The following is a 17,749-nucleotide window of genomic DNA, read 5'->3' as shown; positions in this document are numbered from 1 at the left end:
GGTTTGGTGCTTGGGCGGCGGCAAGGTTTGTTTACACGATCGGGTTTAATCTGAAATCCGGACTGAAACAGGCCGCTTTTGTATGAATTTCTTTACACGCCGGTTCAAGAACTTGCCAGTCGTCCGAAAAATTCTTTTTGTTCAATATCTTGGGGCCGCTTTGCGGCCCATCGCCGGCAAGCCAGCTCCCACAGGATGGTCACAGGTGCGGCCATTGTGGTGACCCTGTGGGAGCTGGCTTGCCGGCGATGGGCTGCAAAGCAGCCCCAAATTCTCACAGGCATAAAAAAACCAGCCCGAAGGCTGGTTCTCTTTAAAACAAAGGCCAATCAGCCACGGGATTTGCCGCGGCCACGCCCTGCCGGCTTGTCACCTTCAGGCTTGGCCGGGCGCTTGCGCATCTCGCTCGGGCGCTCTGCCACCGTGCTGCCACGGCTGGTCTTGCGTGGGGCCTCTTCACGCGGCTGGCGTGCAGGGCGTTCGCCGGCAGCAGCACCTTCGTGAGCCGGGCGCAGGCTGCGCACGCGCTCGCCACGGCCCAACGGGCGAGTGGATTTGCGCTGCAGGCGCTCCATCTTGTCCTTGGCCTTGAGCTTCATGGCTGGCAGCGCCACCGGCTGCAGGCCCACCTCAGCGGCAAGGATGTCGATTTCACCCTGGGTCATTTCACGCCAGCGGCCCATCGGCAGGTCGGAGTTGAGGAACACCGGGCCGAAACGCACGCGCTTCAGGCGGCTGACCACCATGCCCTGGGACTCCCACAGGCGACGCACTTCACGATTGCGGCCTTCCATCACCACGCAGTGGTACCAGTGGTTGAAGCCTTCGCCACCGGGCGCCTTCTGGATGTCGGTAAACTTGGCTGGGCCGTCTTCCAGCATCACGCCGGCCTTCAGGCGCTCGATCATCTCGTCGTCGACCTCACCACGCACACGTACCGCGTACTCACGGTCCATCTCATAGGACGGGTGCATCAGGCGGTTGGCCAGTTCACCGTCGGTAGTGAACAGCAGCAGGCCGGTGGTGTTGATATCGAGGCGGCCGATGTTGATCCAGCGGCCTTCTTTGGGCCGCGGCAGGCGGTCGAACACGGTCGGGCGGCCTTCCGGGTCGTCACGGGTACAGATTTCGCCATCGGGCTTGTTGTACATGATCACCCGGCGGGTGGCCTCGGCGGCCTCTTCGCGCTTGATCAGCTTGCCATCCACGGCAATGGCGTCGTGCAGGTCGACGCGCTGGCCGAGGGTGGCCTCGACGCCGTTGACCTTGATGCGGCCCTGGCTGATCCAGGCCTCGACGTCACGGCGCGAGCCAACGCCGATGCGCGCCAGCACTTTCTGCAGCTTTTCGCCGGATGGAGGGGTGATTTCGGTATCTTGCAGGTCTTGCTCACTCATCTGGGCACCTCCCGGTGTAGGAATGAAATCAGGGTTTTGACGACGAATGCGCCAAAAGGCCGCGCATCATACGCGGTTCGGCGGGGGAACGCACTGGAGGGTAGTGGGTTTTGTGGGTATTGCGAGGGGTTTCTGCCTAATGGTGGGGTGCTGACAGTGCCGGCCTCTTCGCGGGCTTGCCCGCTCCCACAGGGATATCACAGGTCCTGAGGGCTGCGCAGTACCTGTGGGAGCGGGCGAGCCCGCGAAGAGGCCGGTACTGGCAACAAAGGAATCAGGGCAGCGACTTGCCCTCTTCCCCCACCGAGGCCTCAGCCTCTTCCTCGCGCAAGTCATCGAAATCGGTCTTCAGCCCCTCTTCCATGGCATCCAGCTCCACCAGCAAGCTGCGGAAGCTGGTCTCCTCCTTCGGATCGGCAACCTCTTCCTCGTCGCCAAGGCTGGCATCAGCCAAAGCCTGCAAGTGCGCCGGCACTGGCGCGTCATCCGGGTCGAGCAGCGGCTCCGGCTCCATCTCCCGCAGTTCGGCCAAGGCCGGCAGCTCGTCGAGGCTCTTGAGGTTGAAATGGTCGAGAAACGCCTTGGTAGTGGCGAACATCGCCGGCCGCCCGGGCACTTCGCGGTAGCCGACCACGCGGATCCACTCACGCTCCATCAGGGTCTTGATGATGTTGCTGTTCACCGCCACGCCGCGCACATCCTCGATTTCGCCGCGGGTGATGGGCTGGCGATAGGCGATCAGGGCCAGGGTTTCCAGCAGCGCGCGCGAGTAGCGCTGCGGCCGCTCTTCCCACAGGCGCCCGACCCACGGCGCAAAGTCTTCGCGAATCTGCAGGCGGTAACCGCTGGCCACCTCCTTGAGCTCGAAGGCGCGACCATTGCACGACGTGCCCAGCAGCTCCAGCGCCTGCCTGAACACCTTGGGCTCCGGTCGTTCGGCCTCCTCGAACAGTTCGTACAGGCGCTCCAGGGATTGCGGCTTGCCCGAAGCCAGCAGGAAGGCTTCGATCAGCGACGCCAGGTCGCGGGGTTCATTCAGGTTCATCGGGTTCTTCAACAAGCGCCGGGCGAAGCCGCACGTGGATGGCGGCGAAGGGTTCATTCTGCACCAGTTCGACCAGCGATTCCTTCACCAGCTCGAGAATCGCCATGAAAGTCACCACCACGCCCAGCTTGCCCTCCTCGGCGGCGAACAGCTCGACGAACGGCACGAATCCACCGCCCTTCAGGCGTTCCAGCACCTGGCTCATGCGCTCGCGGGTGGACAAGGTCTCGCGGGTGATCTGGTGGCTTTCGAACAGGTCGTTGCGGCGCATCACCTCGGCCATCGACACCAGCAGCTCTTCCAGGCTGACCTGGGGCAACAGCTTGCGCACCTTGGCCTGCGGCGCCTCCAGGCGTGGCACCAGCACCTCGCGGCCGACCCGTGGCAACTCATCGATGCCTTCGGCGGCGGCCTTGAACCGCTCGTACTCCTGCAGGCGCCGGATCAGTTCGGCGCGCGGGTCGCCCTCTTCCTCCTCGACGTCGGCCGAGCGCGGCAGCAACATGCGCGACTTGATCTCGGCGAGCATGGCAGCCATCACCAGGTATTCGGCAGCCAGCTCCAGGCGCACGCTCTTCATCAGCTCTACGTAGCCCATGTACTGGCGGGTGATTTCTGCCACCGGGATGTCGAGGATGTCGATGTTCTGTTTGCGGATCAGGTACAGCAACAGGTCCAGCGGGCCTTCGAAGGCTTCGAGGATGACTTCCAGTGCGTCCGGCGGGATGTACAGGTCCAGCGGCAGCTCGGTCAGGGCTTCGCCATAGACCAGAGCCAGTTGCAGCTGCCGAGGCTCGTCGACCTGTTCGGCCGGCGCCTCGGGCGTTTCCACCTGGCTCACGCGTTGACCAGGAACGGCGTGGGGTCGCCGCAGCCTTCACGGACCAGTTCCGGCTCATCGCCGGACAGGTCGATGATGGTCGAGGCCTTGAGGTCACCGAAACCGCCATCGATCACCAGGTCGACATGATGCTCCAGGCGCTCGCGGATCTCGTAAGGGTCGGTCATCGGCTCGGTGTCGCCCGGCAGGATCAGGCTCACACTCATCAACGGCTCGCCCAGTTCAGCCAGCAAGGCCAGGGTGATGGCATGGGCCGGCACCCGTAGCCCGATGGTGCGGCGTTTATCGTGCAACAGCAGGCGCGGCACTTCGCGCGTGCCGTTGAGGATGAACGTGTAAGGCCCCGGCACATGTGCCTTGAGCAGGCGGAAGGTGCCGGTGTCGACCTTGGCGTACAACCCCAGCTGCGACATGTCGCAGCACATCAGGGTGAAGTTGTGCGTCTTGTCCAGCCCGCGCAGGCGCCGCACCCGTTCGATGGCCGCCTTGTCACCCATCTGGCAACCCAGTGCGTAGGCCGAATCCGTCGGGTACACCACCACGCCGCCCTTGCGGATAATCTCGACGGCCTGCTTGATCAGGCGCTGCTGCGGGTTCTCCGGATGAATCTGGAAAAATTGGCTCACGTAGTCGTCCTGTTCATACCGCCAAAGGCTGTTCATGGCTGAATCGGCGCCACAGAGGTGGCAGGTCCTCGGGCAAAGGCCGGTAGGCACCGATCTCACCCCAGGTGCCGGGGCCGTGGAAGTCACTGCCAGCGCTTGCCAGCAGGCCGAACTCACGGGTGAGGATGGACATGGTGCCCACCTGCTCGGCAGGCATCATCCCGTTGACCACTTCAAGCGCCTGCCCGCCTGCCTGAATATAGTCGGCAATCAGCCTTCTGCGCTTGCTGCGGGTCAGATCGTAGTGCATGGGATGCGCCAGGCTCACCCAAGCATTGGACTGGCGCAGGGTAGCGACGGTTTCATCGAGGGTCGGCCAGTGCTGCTTGACGTCCCCCAGCTTGCCGGCCCCCAGCCATTTGCGAAACGCCTCGCCGCGGTCCTTGACGTGCCCGGCGCGCACCAGGTATTCGGCAAAATGCGGGCGTGCCGGGGCGTTGCCGCTATCGCCCAGTTCGTGCTGCACGGCGCGAGCGCCGTCGAGGGTACCGGGCATGCCCTTGGCCGCCAGCCGTTTGTCGATTTCTTCGGCGCGCAGCCAGCGGCCACGGTGCAGCGCATCGATTGCCGCCAGCAGGGGCGGCGCGTCGAGCGGGAAGTCATAGCCCAGCACATGGATGGTCGCACCACCCCAGGTGCACGACAGCTCTACCCCGCTGACCCAGCGCATGCCCTTGTCGCGGCATGCCTGGCGCGCCTCGGGCAGACCTTCGATGGTGTCATGGTCGGTCAGTGCCAGCGTTTGCACCCCATGCTCATGGGCCCGGGCGACCAGGGTCGAGGGCGACAGGGCGCCATCGGAGGCCGTGCTGTGACAGTGCAGATCAACATTCATGGAGGAGCGCTTTCGCTGGAATCGATGTTTGTTATTATGCCGTCACATCCCGATTCTGGCTGCCATTGTGAAACAATTCATCGATTTCATCCCGCTGCTGCTGTTCTTCATCGTCTACAAGCTCGATCCGCGCCCCATGGAAGTCGCCGGCCACAGCTTCGAATTCGGCGGTATCTACAGCGCCACGGCCATGCTGATCATCAGCTCGCTGGTGGTTTATGGCGCGCTGTTCCTGCGCCAGCGCAAGCTGGAAAAGGGCCAGTGGCTGACCCTGGTAGCCTGCCTGGTGTTCGGCGGCCTGACGCTGACCTTCCACAGCGAAACCTTCCTGAAGTGGAAGGCGCCGGTGGTGAACTGGCTGTTCGCCCTGGGCTTCGCCGGCAGCCACTTCGTCGGCGACCGGGTGCTGATCAAACGCATCATGGGCCACGCCCTGAACCTGCCCGATGCCATCTGGACCCGCCTGAACCTGGCCTGGATCGGCTTCTTCCTGTTCTGCGGCGCGGCCAACCTGTTCGTTGCCTTCACCTTCCAGGACTTCTGGGTCGACTTCAAAGTGTTCGGCAGCCTGGGCATGACCGTGATCTTCCTGGTGGCGCAGGGCATGTACCTGTCGCGCCACTTGCACGACGACCCTTCTACCTCCAAACCCAAGGATTGACATGCTCTACGCCATCATCGCCAGCGACGTCGCAAACTCCCTGGAAAAGCGCCTGGCCGCCCGCCCGGCGCACATCGAACGCCTGCAGCAACTGAAGGCCGAGGGCCGCGTGGTACTGGCCGGCCCGCACCCGGCCATCGACAGCAACGACCCGGGCGAAGCAGGTTTCAGCGGTAGCCTGATCGTTGCCGAGTTCGAATCGCTGGCTGCGGCGCAGGCCTGGGCCGATGCCGATCCGTACATTGCGGCCGGCGTGTACGACAAGGTCGTGGTCAAGCCGTTCAAGCAAGTACTGCCCTGATCTGAGACCGCGTCGGCTTCTTCGCGGGTTTGCCCGCTCCCACAGGTAACTCACAAACCTCAGGATCTTTGGTGTCCCTGTGGGAGCGGGCAAGCCCGCGAAGAAGTCCACGCAGTACTGGCAGTTATACGATTGCCATCAGTCTGCGGTATCTTTGCCACTGGCGGGCCGATTTAGCCGCCGTCAATGGTTGAATTGAGTGAGTCATGAGCGAGCTGTTACTGATTGATGATGACCAGGAGCTGTGCGAGCTGCTCGGCAGCTGGCTGACCCAGGAAGGGTTTACCGTGCGCGCCTGCCACGATGGCCACAGCGCACGCCAGGCCCTGGCCGCGCACGCCCCGGCGGCCGTGGTGCTGGACGTGATGCTGCCCGACGGCAGTGGCCTGGAACTGCTCAAGCAGTTGCGCAGCGAGCATGCCGAACTTCCGGTACTGATGCTCTCGGCGCGCGGCGAGCCGCTGGACCGCATCCTCGGCCTGGAACTGGGCGCCGACGACTACCTGGCCAAACCCTGCGACCCGCGTGAGCTCACCGCTCGCCTGCGTGCGGTGCTGCGCCGCAGCCACCCCTCCGCCACCACCAGCCAGGTGGAGCTGGGCGACCTGGTCTACAGCCCTGCTCGTGGCGTGGCCAGCATCGATGGCCGCGAAATGACCCTGACCCTGTCCGAAAGCCGCATTCTCGAAGCCCTGCTGCGCCAACCCGGCGAGCCGCTGGACAAGCAGGAACTGGCGCAGATCGGCCTGGGCCGCAAGCTGACCCTGTACGACCGCAGCCTGGACATGCACGTCAGCAACCTGCGCAAGAAGATCGGTCCGCACGCCGATGGCCGGCCACGCATCGTTGCCCTGCGCAGCCGTGGCTATTACTACTGCCTCTGAACATCTTTACCGAGCCTTTACCCTCCACTGACCGCGCTTGACGGTGATCTCCCTAGACTGTGCTCATCCGGTAACCACCGGCCCATGTAAAGGAGAGACACCATGCGCAAGACCCTTATCGCCCTGATGTTCGCCGCCGCCCTGCCGACCGTGGCCATGGCCATGCCTGAAGGCGGCCCGCGCCACGACGGCCCGCATCATCGTGGTGATGCGCCTTTCCACCAGCTGGACCTGAGCCGTGACCAACGCCAGCAGATCGGCAAGCTGATGGGCGAGCAGATGAAACAGCGCCGCGACATCACCGAGCGCTACCTGTCCAAGCTGCCGGCCGCCGACCAGAAGGCGATGAAGGACGAACTGCAGGCCAACCGCGACAAGACCGACAGCGCGGTCCGTGCCCTGCTCAAGCCTGAGCAGCAGAAGAAGTTCGACGAACTGCAGAAGGAACGCGCCGCACAAAAGGCCGAGTGGCAGGAGTTCCAGGCCTGGAAAGCTGAAAAAGGCAACAAGGCCCAGTAAGCTGTCCGCCCGATGCCCGGCCCGCCTCAGTGCGAGCCGGGCTTTTCCCGTTTGCAGGAGGTGCACTTGCGTTCACTGTTCTGGCGCATCCTGGCCAGTTTCTGGCTGGCCATCACCCTGGTTGCGGGCCTGTCGATCCTGCTGGGCCATATGCTCAACCAGGACGCCTGGATCCTCAGCCGCCACCCGGGCCTGAATACCCTGGCCAGCAAGTGGGCCAAGCATTACGAACAGGAAGGCCTGGCTTCGGCACAGCACTTCCTGGAACGGCGCAAGGACCGCTACAAGATCGACGTGCAGGTGCTCGACGACAGTGGCGAGGCCGTGGTGCCTGGCACTTTCCCACGCCGTGCGGCGGCCTTCGAGGCACGCCAGCACAACGACCAGCGGCGCCTGCCGTGGCGCCGGCTGACCGAGGAATACACCAGCCCCGACACCGGCGAGACATACCTGCTGATCTACCGCATCCCCCATCCGGCGCTGGACGCCTGGCACCGCGAAAGCCTGCTGTGGCCGCTCAGTGCGCTGGGCATTGCCCTGGTGGTGCTGACCCTGTTCAGCCTGCTGGTAACGCTGTCCATCACCCGCCCGCTCAATCGCCTGCGCGGCGCCGTGCATGACCTGGGCCAGACCACCTACCAGCAGAACAGCCTGGCACAATTGGCGGCGCGGCGTGACGAGTTCGGCGTGCTGGCCAAGGACTTCAACAAGATGGGCGCGCGCCTGCAAAGCACCATCGGCAGCCAGCGACAGTTGCTGCGCGATGTGTCCCATGAACTGCGCTCGCCGCTGGCCAGGCTGCGTATCGCCCTGGCCTTGGCTGAACGCGCCGAGCCCGAGCAGCGTGAGGCGCTGTGGCCACGCCTGACCCGCGAATGCGACCGCCTGGAAGACCTGATCAGCGAAATCCTCGCCCTGGCGCGGGTCGATGCCGAACAGGCCCATGCCGAGCCGGTCGACCTCAATGCCCTGCTCGGTAGCGTGCGCAAGGACGCTCAGCTCAGCGCACCGGAGCAGGATGTGCGCCTGGAGGCACAGCCGGGGTTGACCATGCTGGGCTGGCCAAAACTGATCGAGCGTGCCGTGGACAACCTGCTGCGCAACGCCCTGCGCTTCAACCCGCAGGGCCAGCCGATCGAGCTCAGCGCCGTGCGCGAGCAGGACCGTATCGTGATCCGCGTGCGTGACCATGGACCTGGAGCGGCGGCGGAGCACCTGGCGCAGCTGGGGGAACCCTTCTTCCGTGCGCCGGGGCAGGATGCGCCGGGGCATGGGCTGGGGCTGGCGATTGCACGCAAGGCGGCAGAGCGGCATGGTGGCAGCCTGGTGCTGGACAATCATCCACAGGGAGGCTTTGTGGCCAGGCTGGAGTTGCCTGTAGCTGAAGTGACGGGTAGTTGATTTGATGTAAATGCTGCTGGCCTCTTCGCGGGCCTGCCCGCTCCCACAGGTACTACACAGGCCTTGAAGCAGTGTTGTACCTGTGGGAGCGGGCAAGCCCGCGAAGAGGCCGGATGCCTTGATACGGCGATCAGCCCAAGGCTGCGTTACTCGCCCCAGGCGCTGACAAACGCGGCAGTTTCCAGAATCGGCGCCGTACGCGGCTCGGTCAGCGGCGTACCAACATACAGGTAACCGATCAGCTCCTCGTTCTCGGCCAGCCCCAGGCCCTTGTGCACATGAGCATCGAAAGCCATTTCGCCGGTGCGCCATACCGCACCGATACCTTGCGCATGCGCAGCAATCAGGATGCCGTGCGCCGCACAGCCTGCCGCCAGCCGCTGCTCGGACTTGGGCACCTTGAAGTGGTCCTGCAGCCTGGCAATCACCACGATCAGCAACGGCGCCCGCAGCGGCGTGGCGCGGGCCTTGTCCAGGGCAGCCTGGCTGGCATCGCCCTTGTGCTGCAGCGCTTCGGCGAACAGCTCCCCCAGCCTCTCCCGGCCCTGGCCTTCGATGGTGAGAAAGCGCCATGGCCGCAGCTGACCGTGGTCCGGGGCGCGCAAGGCGGCCTGGAACAGCGCCTCGCGCTGTGCGGCATTGGGCGCCGGGTCAGTCAGACGTGGTACGGAAACACGGTTGAGCAATGCGTCGAGAGCCTCCATGGCTACCCTCCTGGCAGGTGAATGTGCCGCCATTCTAGCGTTTACATCACCAGACCCATAGGTAGAATGGCGCCCTTCCGTTTCGAGTCAGAGCAGATCACATGGCGTTGCCGACCTTAAGGATCATTGGTTTCATCATCGGCATCTTCCTGATTACCCTCGCCGTCAGCATGGCCGTGCCCATGGCGACCCTGGTGATCTTCGAACGCACCCGTGACATGCCGTCGTTCCTCTGGTCGAGCCTGATCACTTTCATCGCCGGCCTGACCCTGGTGCTTCAGGGCCGCCCCGAGCATGTGCACCTGCGCCCGCGCGACATGTACCTGCTGACCGTCAGCAGCTGGCTGGTAGTGTGCGTGTTTGCCGCCCTGCCGTTCCTGCTGACCCAGCACATCAGCTATACCGACGCGTTTTTCGAAAGCATGTCAGGCATCACCGCCACCGGCGCCACCGTGCTCAGCGGGCTCGACAACATGTCACCGGGCATCCTGATGTGGCGTTCGATGCTGCACTGGCTTGGCGGCATCGGCTTCATCGGCATGGCGGTAGCGATCCTGCCGCTGCTGCGCATCGGTGGCATGCGCCTGTTCCAGACCGAATCGTCCGACCGCTCGGAGAAGGTCATGCCGCGCTCGCACATGGTCGCCAAATCGATCGTGGGGGTATACGTCGGCTTCTCGATCCTGGGTGCGCTGGGCTTCTGGTGGGCCGGCATGAGCCCGTTCGATGCGATCAACCACGCCATGTCGGCGATTTCCACTGGCGGGTTTTCCACCTCCGACCAGTCGCTGGCCAAGTGGGATATCCCGGCCGTGCACTGGGTCGCGGTGGTGGTGATGATTCTCGGCAGCTTGCCCTTCACCCTTTACGTGGCGACGCTGCGCGGCAACCGCAAGGCACTGCTCCGCGACCAACAGGTGCAGGGTTTGCTGGGCATGCTGGTGGCCACCTGGCTAGTGCTTGGCACCTGGTACTGGGCCACCACCAACCTGCACTGGCTCGACGCCCTGCGCCACGTGGCGCTGAACGTGACCTCGGTGGTCACCACCACCGGTTTCGCCCTGGGTGACTACAGCCTGTGGGGCAACTTCTCGCTGATGCTGTTCTTCTACCTGGGCTTCGTCGGCGGCTGCTCCGGCTCGACGGCAGGTGGCATCAAGATCTTCCGCTTCCAGGTCGCCTACATCCTGCTCAAGGCAAGCCTCAACCAACTGATCCACCCGCGTGCGGTGATCAAGCAGAAGTACAACGGCCACCGCCTTGACGAAGAAATCGTGCGGTCGATCCTGACCTTCTCGTTCTTCTTCGCCATCACCATCTGTGTCATGGCGCTGCTGCTGTCGTTGCTTGGCGTGGACTGGATGACCGCCCTGACCGGCGCTGCCGGCACGGTGTCGGGTGTGGGCCCGGGCCTGGGGGAAGTGATCGGCCCGTCGGGCAACTACGCCACGCTGCCGGATGCCGCCAAATGGATTCTCGCCAGCGGCATGCTGCTCGGTCGCCTGGAAATCATTACCGTACTCGTGTTGTGCATGCCGGCATTCTGGCGCCACTGACCAGCTCGGGCTCCGCACCCAGGCGGGCGCGGAATTCACCGGGTGTGGCATCGAACCAGCGGCGGAACGCCCGATAGAAGTTGCTGGGGTCGGCAAAGCCCAGCAGGTAGGCGGTTTCCAGCAGGGTCATGCCAGGCTGCGCCAGGTATTGTTCGGCCAGTTCTCGGCGGGTGTCATCGAGCAGGGTCTGGAAGCTGGTGCCCTCCTCCTGCAACCGCCGCTGCAAGGTGCGCTGCGACAGGTGCAGGGCCTGGGCCAGGGCCTCGCGCTTGGGCTCGCCCTGCGGCAGGATGCGGCACAGCACCTGGCGCACGCGGTGGGTGACCCGGCTTCCCGTGAAACGCGCCAGGTATTCGCCGGCAAAGCGGTCATGCAGGATGGCCATGGCTTCGTTGGCGGTGGGCAGCGGTGCCTCCATGTCGGCGCGCTCGAATACCAGCGCATCGTGCGGCGCACCGAACACCAGCGGCGAGTGGAACGCCACCTTGTACGGTTCGATGTCCTTTGGTTGCGGCCCCTGCACCAGCACCCGGCGTGGTTGCAGCTGCCGACCGCTGAGCCAGCTGCACAGCGCCAGCGCGCACGCCAGCGACGCCTCGGCACTGTGCCGGGTTGGCGGCAGATGGTCGCCGTGCACGGTCAGGATCAGCGAATAGCCTTCGGGGCCGAGGACGAAGCTGAGGTCGGAGCTTTCGGCGATGATGCGCTGATAACGCACCAGTCGCTCGAAGCCTTCGGCCAACGTGCGGCTGGACATCAACGCATAACCCACCACATGGAACGACGCCGGGCGCACCACCCGCGCCATGTTCAGGCCAATGGCCTCGTTGCCCGAAAGTTCCACCGCCAGTTGCCACAACCGGGTCATGGAGTCCTGGGGGAAGCGCGCGTCGGGGTCGTCGAGGGCGGCGAAATCCAGCCCCAGCTGCTTGAACATGGCCTGGCAGTCCAGCCCTTCCAGTTCGAGTGCCTTCACGATTCCTGACGCCCAGCTCGCTGACGTGGTTCTTTCGCTCATGACAGGCATCTTGCTGACCGCTCCTGCGGTAAACCCCAAGGATATTCAATTGGCGCCTATTGTCACTGATAGGCCTCGCCAGTCACTCTAGACTCGAATCAGGCTCCACGCCGTGCATCTTGTCCAGAAGTATTAATCCCGGAGCACTGCCATGAACCGCACAGCGCAATTTCGCAGTTTCGCCGAGTTCTATCCCTACTACCTGGGGGAACACAGCAACCCCACCTGCCGCCGCCTGCACTTTGTCGGCACCAGCCTGGTGATCGCCCTGCTGGCGTATACAATCGGCAGTGGCAAATGGTTGCTGCTACTGGCCTTGCCCGTGTTCGGCTACGGCTTTGCCTGGGTCGGGCATTTCTTTTTCGAAAAGAATCGGCCAGCGACCTTTACCCATCCGTTGTACAGCCTGATCGGGGATTTCGTGATGTTCAGGGATATCCTGCTGGGCAAGATCAGCCTGTAGATTTTTTGGGGCCGCCTTGCAGCCCCCTGGGGCCTCGAACCCTACGCCGGTTCACGTACCGCCGCCGCTGCCTGCGCTTCACGCGCCTGTGCATCTGCCAACCGGTACAACTCGATCGTGCCATCCCAATGCTCGATCAGTGCCGTGCACGATTCCACCCAATCCCCGCAATTGAGGTACTCCACCTCCCCCACCTGGCGAATCTCGGCATGGTGGATATGCCCACACACCACCCCATGAAAACCGCGACGGGTGCATTCGTGGGCAATCGCATTCTCGAAGTCGCTGATGAAGTTCACCGCGCCTTTGACCTTGTGCTTCAGGTACGCCGACAGGGACCAATAGCCGTATCCATAGCGGGCGCGCCAGTGGTTGAGCCAGCGATTGAGCACCAGGGTGAACTCGTAGGCACGGTCACCCAGAAATGCCAGCCAGCGGTGGTAACGGGTAATCACATCGAACTGGTCGCCATGGATCACCAGCAGTCGGCGGCCATCGGCAGTCAGGTGCTCGGCCTCGTCCACCAACTGGATGTTGCCAAGGATCAGCCTGGAATAACGGCGCAGGAATTCGTCATGGTTGCCGGTGACGTAGATCACCTCGGTGCCCCGCTTGCTCATGGTCAGCAACCGGCGGATCACGTTGGTATGGGCTTGCGGCCAGTAGATGCCACCGCGCAGCTTCCAGCCATCGATGATATCGCCCACCAGGTAGATGCGGTCGGCCTGGTAACCCTTGAGGAACTGCGACAGGTGTTCGGCCTGGCAGTCGCGGGTACCCAGATGCACATCGGAGATCCACAGGGTACGCACGCGTTGCTTGCGCGAGGGACGGGACAGTTCGGCATGGGTCATGGGCAGGCTCCGGCGCAGTTTGCTGGAGCCTGGCAGGCGCGGATGACAGCGCGGTGGCAAAACCGTTACGAGTGATGGGTTGCAGGGAATGAGGCACAATGCGCTTCTGCCCTGCGAGGACGACGCTACCCATGACCGCCGGCCCGATCCTCTCGCTGCGCCACTACCGCGACAGCCTGATCGCACACAGCCACGAACACCCGCAACTGGTGTTCGGCCTGCGCGGCCGCCTGGATTTCGAGGTGCAGGGGCATGGCGCCGGGATCGATCGACAGGGGTTGATCGTGGTACCGGCGGGTGCCCATCACACCTGCGCCAGCGATGGCGGTAGCGATTGCCTGGTGCTGGATGTACCAGGAGACCTCTGGTTGCGCGAGCAACTGGGCGAACATGCCGATGCCAGCCGCCGTTTGCTCGACCGCCCCGGCGCCCTGGGCCTGGATGAGCGCCAGCAGCAGCTGGTGGATTGGCTGGCGGCCAGCCCCATGCACGATCCGCTGATTGCCCGGCAAGGGGCAGCACTGCTGCTGGCCAGCCTCAACCCTGCGGCGGCCGCCAGCGTCAGCGCCAGCCAGCGCCTGCCCTATGCTGCCTTCGATGCGCATATCGAGCAGCAGGCTGCCTACCCGCTGCAAGTGGCTGACCTGGCGCGCATCGCCGGGTTGTCCAGTGCCCGCCTGCATGCGCGCTTTACTGCGGAGTGCGGGATGACGCCGATGGACTACATTCGCCAGCGGCGCTTGCTCAAGGCGCGGCGCCTGGTGGTGCAGACCTTGCTACCGATGGGCGAAATTGCCGCGCAGGTGGGGTACAGCTCGCAGAGTGCGTTTTCGGCGGCGATGTTGCGGGCGTTCGGGTGTACGCCGCTTGCGTTGCGACGAGAGTCTGGCGACAAGGCACATTAGTCTGGCGACAGAATGCATTCTCCCGAGCCTATACACTGAGCCTGTACCGGCCCTTTCGCGGGCGCGCCCGCTCCCACAGGTGTTGCACCGTTTTCAACACCTGTGCAGTACCTGTGGGAGCGGGCATGCCCGCGAAGAGGCCGGCATAGTCAGCACAGATCTTGAGCAAGGACCCCCCATGAACCACCGCACTGCCCTCGGCGCCCTGCACATTGGCGCGCTGTTCTTCGGCCTCACCGGCGTCTTCGGCAAACTGGCCGCCAGTGCCAGCCCGGTGATCATCGTCTTCGGCCGCGCCGCCTTCGCCGTGCTCGCCCTGGCCCTGTTCGCCAGCCTGGCCGGGCCGGGCTGGCAACGGCTGAGCGGTCAGGACGCCCGCCGTCTGCTGCTCGGCGGCGTGCTGCTGGCCGGCCACTGGGTCAGCTTCTTCATTGCGGTAAAGGTCGCCGGCGTGGCCATCGCCACCCTCGGCTTCGCCAGCTTCCCGGCCTTTACCGTGATCCTCGAAGGCCTGCTGTTCCGCGAACGCATCCGTCGCAACGAGGCATTGCTGGTATTGCTGGTCAGTATCGGCCTGGTCCTGGTCACGCCGGCCTTCGACCTGGCCAGTGAAGCCACCGGTGGCCTGCTGTGGTCATTGCTGTCGGGGTTGCTGTTCTCCCTGCTGTCACTCACCAACCGCGCTGGCTCCGGGCGCCTGCCCGCGGTGCAGGCGGCGCTGTGGCAGAACCTGGTGGTGGGGCTGTGCCTGCTGCCGTTCGCGGCACCGGGCCTGGCTGGCGTAGCCACCATGGACTGGCTGTGGATCGCCCTGCTCGGCATCTTCTGCACCGGCGTGGCACACAGCCTGTTCGTCGCCAGCCTGTCGGTGATCAAGGCGCGCACCGCCGCCGTGGTATTCGGCATGGAGCCGGTCTACGGCATCGCCGTGGCCTGGGCGGTGTTCGCCGAAACCCCGACCCTGCGCATGCTGCTGGGGGGCGCACTGATCATTTTCGCCATCGTGCTGTCCAGCCGCCTGGCCGCCGAGCAACCGCCCAGGCAGCGGCCATTGGCCGAGGGCGCCTGATTCAGCGGTCGTTGTGGCCAAGGTCACGCTGTGGGTCGATCTGGTCGCGTACCCGCTGCTTCAGCACCTTGGCCTCGGGGAAACCACCGTCGGCCTTGCGTTCCCAAATCTGCACGCCATCGCAGGTGATGCGGAAGATACCGCCGGTGCCAGGCTCCAGCGCCACTCGGCCAAGGTCGTCGGTGAAGGTGCTGAGCAGTTCCTGGGCCAGCCAGGCGGCACGCAGCAGCCATTGGCACTAGGTGCAGTACGTGATGACGATTTCCGGTTTGCTGTCGGCCATGGTGAGGCATCTCCAGGTGAGGGGCCGCTTATACTAGCGGTCTTTAGCCCACGGTTTGAGACTCACGATGCGCCGTTTGCTGTTCTGTTTGCTGTTCACCCTCACCGCCCTCACGGCATTCGCCGCCGAACCGGCCAGGCCCAAGGTTGGCCTGGTGCTGTCTGGCGGCGCGGCCCGCGGCCTGGCCCACATCGGTGTGCTCAAGGCCCTGGAGGAACAGGGTGTGCGCATCGACGCGATCGCCGGCACCAGCATGGGCGCGGTGGTCGGCGGCCTGTATGCCTCGGGCTATAGTGTCGAAGAGCTGGAAAAGCTCGCCACCACCCTCGACTGGCAACAGGCGCTGTCCGATGCCCCGCCGCGCAAGGATGTACCGTTCCGGCGCAAGCAGGATGACCGCGATTTCCTGGTCAAGCAGAAGCTCAGCTTTCGCGACGACGGCAGCCTGGGCCTGCCGCTGGGGGTGATCCAGGGCCAGAACCTGGCACTGCTGCTGGAAAGCAAGCTGGCGCATACCGCCGACACCCGTGACTTCGACAAGCTGCCGATCCCCTTCCGCGCAGTGGCCACCGACATTGCCAGTGGCGAAAAGGTGGTGTTCCGCCGTGGCCACCTGCCTCAGGTGATCCGCGCCAGCATGTCGATCCCGGCGGTGTTCGCCCCGGTCGAGCTGGACGGCCGGCTGCTGGTGGACGGCGGCATGGTCGACAACATCCCGGTGGACGTCGCCCGCGAAATGGGGGTGGACCTTGCCATCGTGGTCGACATCGGCACCCCGCTGCGTGACCGCAAGCAGCTGGCCACGGTGGTCGACGTGCTCAACCAGTCGATCACCCTGATGACCCGGCGCAATTCGGAAGAACAACTGGCCAGCCTGCACCGAGACGACATCCTCATCCAGCCGCCGCTGAGCGCCTTCGGCGTCACCGATTTTGGCCGCGCCCGGGAAATGATCGATGCCGGCTACCGCGCCACCCGCCTGCTCGACCCGCGCCTGGTCGCCCTGCGCAGGTCTGAAGGCGACAGCAGCCTGGCCGTGGCCCGTTCGCCGCGCCAGCGCACACCGGTAATCACCGCAATCAGGATCGAGAACGACTCCAAGGTCAGCGACGAGGTCATCCGCTCGTATATCCGTCAGCCGATCGATGCCCCGCTGGAGCTCGGCCGCCTGCAGACCGATATGGGCACGCTGTATGGCCTGGACTATTTCGACCGGGTGCAGTACCGCGTGGTGCACAAGGGTGACGACAACACCCTTGTGATCAACGCCCGGGGCCGTCGTGGCGGCACCGACTACCTGCGCCTGGGCCTGAACCTGTCGGACGACCTGCGCGGCGACAGCGCCTTCAACCTGGGCGCCAGCTACAGAGTCAACGGCATCAACAGCCTCGGCGCCGAATGGCTGACCCGTGGCCAGATCGGCGACCAGCAGGAGTTGTACAGCGAGTTCTACCAGCCGCTGGACGTAGGTTCGCGTTATTTCATCGCGCCGTACCTGGCCTTCGGCTCACAGAACATCGAAGCCACCCTGGACAACGACCCGGTGGCAGAGTACCGCCTGGAGCGTTACGGCTTTGGCCTGAACGTAGGGCGGCAGATCGGCACCAACGGTGAAGTGCGCCTGGGCGTGGGCAAGGCCTGGGGCGAGGCCGAGGTGCGCATCGGCGCCCAGGACCTGCCCAAGGTCAGTTTCAATGAAGGTTTCTACGAGCTGAAGTACTCGTTCGACACGCTCGACAACGTGTACTTCCCGCACCGCGGCGAAGATATCGGCCTGACCTTGCGCAAGTATGACCGGTCGCTGGATTCTGACCAGGATTACCGGCAGTGGATGTTCAACCTGGACAAGGCCATCAGCAGCGGGCCGAACACCTTCGTGCTGGGCGGGCGCTACGGGCGCACGCTGGACGATACCGAAGTGGTGACGTCGAGCTTCGTCATGGGCGGCGCGCGGGAGCTGTCAGGCTTCCGCCAGGACTCGGTGTCGGGGCAGAACGTGAGCCTGATGCGCATGGTCTACTACCGCCGCCTGACGCCACGGGCCTACGTGCCGCTGGACTTCCCGCTGTACATCGGCGGGTCGCTGGAGCGTGGGCGGGCGTGGAACAACGACAACGAGTTCGACAGTGGCTACATCAATGCGGCGAGCATCTTCCTGGGGCTGGAGACGCCGCTGGGGCCGTTGAACCTGAGCTACGGGGCGAACAGTGCGCATGAGCAGGCGGTGTACCTGAACCTGGGGCATACCTTCTGAATATTGGGGCCGCCTTGCGGCCCTTCGCGGGCACGCCCGCTCCCTCAGAGTCCAGCGATCACTTGTGGGAGCGGGCATGCCCGCGAAGGGCTGC

The 17,749-nt window shown here is 64.4% G+C and carries 19 protein-coding genes; 10 read left to right on the top strand and 9 right to left on the bottom strand.

Annotated features, from left to right (window positions below; genetic code table 11):
* Positions 1-329: 329 nt before the first annotated feature.
* The 5 genes from rluB to CAF70_RS11895 form a co-directional block, all read right to left on the bottom strand.
* Positions 330-1,397 (bottom strand): 23S rRNA pseudouridine(2605) synthase RluB, encoded by a 1,068-nt coding sequence (gene rluB / locus CAF70_RS11920; protein WP_085623078.1) that lies wholly within the window; start codon positions 1,395-1,397, stop codon positions 330-332.
* 274 nt (positions 1,398-1,671) lie between these two features.
* Positions 1,672-2,442, bottom strand: a complete 771-nt coding sequence (gene scpB / locus CAF70_RS11910) for an SMC-Scp complex subunit ScpB (protein ID WP_085623077.1) — start codon at positions 2,440-2,442, stop codon at positions 1,672-1,674.
* Positions 2,429-3,154: a ScpA family protein gene (locus CAF70_RS11905; protein ID WP_178076378.1), complete on the bottom strand. Its 726-nt coding sequence runs from the start codon at positions 3,152-3,154 to the stop codon at positions 2,429-2,431. The genes scpB and CAF70_RS11905 overlap by 14 nt, the downstream gene beginning before the upstream one ends.
* Before the next feature lie 125 nt (positions 3,155-3,279).
* Entirely contained in the window at positions 3,280-3,909 is a 630-nt protein-coding gene (locus CAF70_RS11900; RefSeq protein ID WP_038408376.1) for an L-threonylcarbamoyladenylate synthase, read from the bottom strand.
* Positions 3,910-3,922: 13 nt separating this feature from the next.
* Positions 3,923-4,783, bottom strand: coding sequence for a PHP domain-containing protein (locus tag CAF70_RS11895; RefSeq protein ID WP_085623075.1), 861 nt, complete (start codon positions 4,781-4,783; stop codon positions 3,923-3,925).
* Between the two features lie 67 nt (positions 4,784-4,850).
* Between CAF70_RS11895 and CAF70_RS11890 the strand changes: the two genes are divergently transcribed.
* The 5 genes from CAF70_RS11890 to CAF70_RS11870 all read left to right on the top strand — a co-directional run bounded on the left by CAF70_RS11890 (position 4,851) and on the right by CAF70_RS11870 (position 8,549).
* Entirely contained in the window at positions 4,851-5,444 is a 594-nt protein-coding gene (locus CAF70_RS11890) for a septation protein A (RefSeq protein ID WP_085623074.1), read from the top strand.
* A gap of 1 nt (position 5,445) precedes the next feature.
* Positions 5,446-5,745: a YciI family protein gene (locus tag CAF70_RS11885; RefSeq protein ID WP_012273585.1), complete on the top strand. Its 300-nt coding sequence runs from the start codon at positions 5,446-5,448 to the stop codon at positions 5,743-5,745.
* A gap of 206 nt (positions 5,746-5,951) precedes the next feature.
* Positions 5,952-6,629 carry a response regulator transcription factor gene (locus CAF70_RS11880; protein ID WP_085623073.1) on the top strand — a complete coding sequence of 226 codons (678 nt, stop codon included), beginning with the start codon at positions 5,952-5,954 and terminating at the stop codon, positions 6,627-6,629.
* 102 nt (positions 6,630-6,731) lie between these two features.
* On the top strand, positions 6,732-7,148 hold the full coding sequence (locus CAF70_RS11875; protein ID WP_025340137.1) for a Spy/CpxP family protein refolding chaperone: 417 nt from the start codon (positions 6,732-6,734) through the stop codon (positions 7,146-7,148).
* A 60-nt stretch (positions 7,149-7,208) separates the two neighbouring features.
* On the top strand, positions 7,209-8,549 hold the full coding sequence (locus tag CAF70_RS11870; protein ID WP_085623165.1) for a HAMP domain-containing sensor histidine kinase: 1,341 nt from the start codon (positions 7,209-7,211) through the stop codon (positions 8,547-8,549).
* A gap of 146 nt (positions 8,550-8,695) precedes the next feature.
* On the opposite strand, the gene CAF70_RS11865 is transcribed toward CAF70_RS11870, so the two are convergent.
* Positions 8,696-9,253: an NAD(P)H nitroreductase gene (locus CAF70_RS11865; RefSeq protein WP_085623072.1), complete on the bottom strand. Its 558-nt coding sequence runs from the start codon at positions 9,251-9,253 to the stop codon at positions 8,696-8,698.
* A 101-nt stretch (positions 9,254-9,354) separates the two neighbouring features.
* Here CAF70_RS11865 and CAF70_RS11860 point away from each other — a divergent pair, with 101 nt between their 5' ends.
* Positions 9,355-10,809 carry a TrkH family potassium uptake protein gene (locus CAF70_RS11860; RefSeq protein ID WP_085623071.1) on the top strand — a complete coding sequence of 485 codons (1,455 nt, stop codon included), beginning with the start codon at positions 9,355-9,357 and terminating at the stop codon, positions 10,807-10,809.
* On the opposite strand, the gene CAF70_RS11855 is transcribed toward CAF70_RS11860, so the two are convergent.
* Positions 10,766-11,827 carry an AraC family transcriptional regulator gene (locus tag CAF70_RS11855; RefSeq protein WP_085623070.1) on the bottom strand — a complete coding sequence of 354 codons (1,062 nt, stop codon included), beginning with the start codon at positions 11,825-11,827 and terminating at the stop codon, positions 10,766-10,768. The genes CAF70_RS11860 and CAF70_RS11855 overlap by 44 nt on opposite strands.
* 151 nt (positions 11,828-11,978) lie before the next feature.
* Here CAF70_RS11855 and CAF70_RS11850 point away from each other — a divergent pair, with 151 nt between their 5' ends.
* Positions 11,979-12,290: a DUF962 domain-containing protein gene (locus tag CAF70_RS11850; protein WP_015271286.1), complete on the top strand. Its 312-nt coding sequence runs from the start codon at positions 11,979-11,981 to the stop codon at positions 12,288-12,290.
* A 41-nt stretch (positions 12,291-12,331) separates the two neighbouring features.
* Here CAF70_RS11850 and CAF70_RS11845 read toward each other — a convergent pair whose 3' ends face one another.
* On the bottom strand, positions 12,332-13,144 hold the full coding sequence (locus CAF70_RS11845; protein WP_085623069.1) for a UDP-2,3-diacylglucosamine diphosphatase: 813 nt from the start codon (positions 13,142-13,144) through the stop codon (positions 12,332-12,334).
* Positions 13,145-13,275: 131 nt separating this feature from the next.
* On the opposite strand from CAF70_RS11845, the gene CAF70_RS11840 reads away from it, so the two are divergent.
* Positions 13,276-14,049: an AraC family transcriptional regulator gene (locus CAF70_RS11840; RefSeq protein WP_085623068.1), complete on the top strand. Its 774-nt coding sequence runs from the start codon at positions 13,276-13,278 to the stop codon at positions 14,047-14,049.
* A 178-nt stretch (positions 14,050-14,227) separates the two neighbouring features.
* Positions 14,228-15,118 carry a DMT family transporter gene (locus tag CAF70_RS11835; RefSeq protein WP_085623067.1) on the top strand — a complete coding sequence of 297 codons (891 nt, stop codon included), beginning with the start codon at positions 14,228-14,230 and terminating at the stop codon, positions 15,116-15,118.
* 1 nt (position 15,119) lies between these two features.
* On the opposite strand, the gene CAF70_RS11830 is transcribed toward CAF70_RS11835, so the two are convergent.
* The gene (locus CAF70_RS11830; RefSeq protein ID WP_256573273.1) at positions 15,120-15,347 is read right to left on the bottom strand and encodes a SelT/SelW/SelH family protein; all 228 of its coding nucleotides are present in this window, start codon (positions 15,345-15,347) and stop codon (positions 15,120-15,122) included.
* Between the two features lie 121 nt (positions 15,348-15,468).
* Between CAF70_RS11830 and CAF70_RS11825 the strand changes: the two genes are divergently transcribed.
* Positions 15,469-17,655, top strand: coding sequence for a patatin-like phospholipase family protein (locus tag CAF70_RS11825; RefSeq protein ID WP_085623066.1), 2,187 nt, complete (start codon positions 15,469-15,471; stop codon positions 17,653-17,655).
* The last annotated feature ends 94 nt before the right edge of the window (positions 17,656-17,749 follow it).

This window comes from Pseudomonas sp. B19(2017) (genome assembly GCF_002113165.1).
GTDB lineage: Bacteria > Pseudomonadota > Gammaproteobacteria > Pseudomonadales > Pseudomonadaceae > Aquipseudomonas.
This window is presented reverse-complemented; position numbering and strand designations above follow the sequence as displayed.

Bases quoted from the DNA above. Each gene is read 5' to 3' on its own strand.
- rluB (WP_085623078.1), bottom strand. From the start codon at position 1,397: ATGAGTGAGCAAGACCTGCAAGATACCGAAATCACCCCTCCATCCGGC.
- scpB (WP_085623077.1), bottom strand. From the start codon at position 2,442: ATGAACCTGAATGAACCCCGCGACCTGGCGTCGCTGATCGAAGCCTTC.
- CAF70_RS11895 (WP_085623075.1), bottom strand. From the start codon at position 4,783: ATGAATGTTGATCTGCACTGTCACAGCACGGCCTCCGATGGCGCCCTG.
- CAF70_RS11885 (WP_012273585.1), top strand. From the start codon at position 5,446: ATGCTCTACGCCATCATCGCCAGCGACGTCGCAAACTCCCTGGAAAAG.
- CAF70_RS11880 (WP_085623073.1), top strand. From the start codon at position 5,952: ATGAGCGAGCTGTTACTGATTGATGATGACCAGGAGCTGTGCGAGCTG.
- CAF70_RS11875 (WP_025340137.1), top strand. From the start codon at position 6,732: ATGCGCAAGACCCTTATCGCCCTGATGTTCGCCGCCGCCCTGCCGACC.
- CAF70_RS11865 (WP_085623072.1), bottom strand. From the start codon at position 9,253: ATGGAGGCTCTCGACGCATTGCTCAACCGTGTTTCCGTACCACGTCTG.
- CAF70_RS11860 (WP_085623071.1), top strand. From the start codon at position 9,355: ATGGCGTTGCCGACCTTAAGGATCATTGGTTTCATCATCGGCATCTTC.
- CAF70_RS11855 (WP_085623070.1), bottom strand. From the start codon at position 11,827: ATGAGCGAAAGAACCACGTCAGCGAGCTGGGCGTCAGGAATCGTGAAG.
- CAF70_RS11850 (WP_015271286.1), top strand. From the start codon at position 11,979: ATGAACCGCACAGCGCAATTTCGCAGTTTCGCCGAGTTCTATCCCTAC.
- CAF70_RS11845 (WP_085623069.1), bottom strand. From the start codon at position 13,144: ATGACCCATGCCGAACTGTCCCGTCCCTCGCGCAAGCAACGCGTGCGT.
- CAF70_RS11840 (WP_085623068.1), top strand. From the start codon at position 13,276: ATGACCGCCGGCCCGATCCTCTCGCTGCGCCACTACCGCGACAGCCTG.
- CAF70_RS11835 (WP_085623067.1), top strand. From the start codon at position 14,228: ATGAACCACCGCACTGCCCTCGGCGCCCTGCACATTGGCGCGCTGTTC.
- CAF70_RS11825 (WP_085623066.1), top strand. From the start codon at position 15,469: ATGCGCCGTTTGCTGTTCTGTTTGCTGTTCACCCTCACCGCCCTCACG.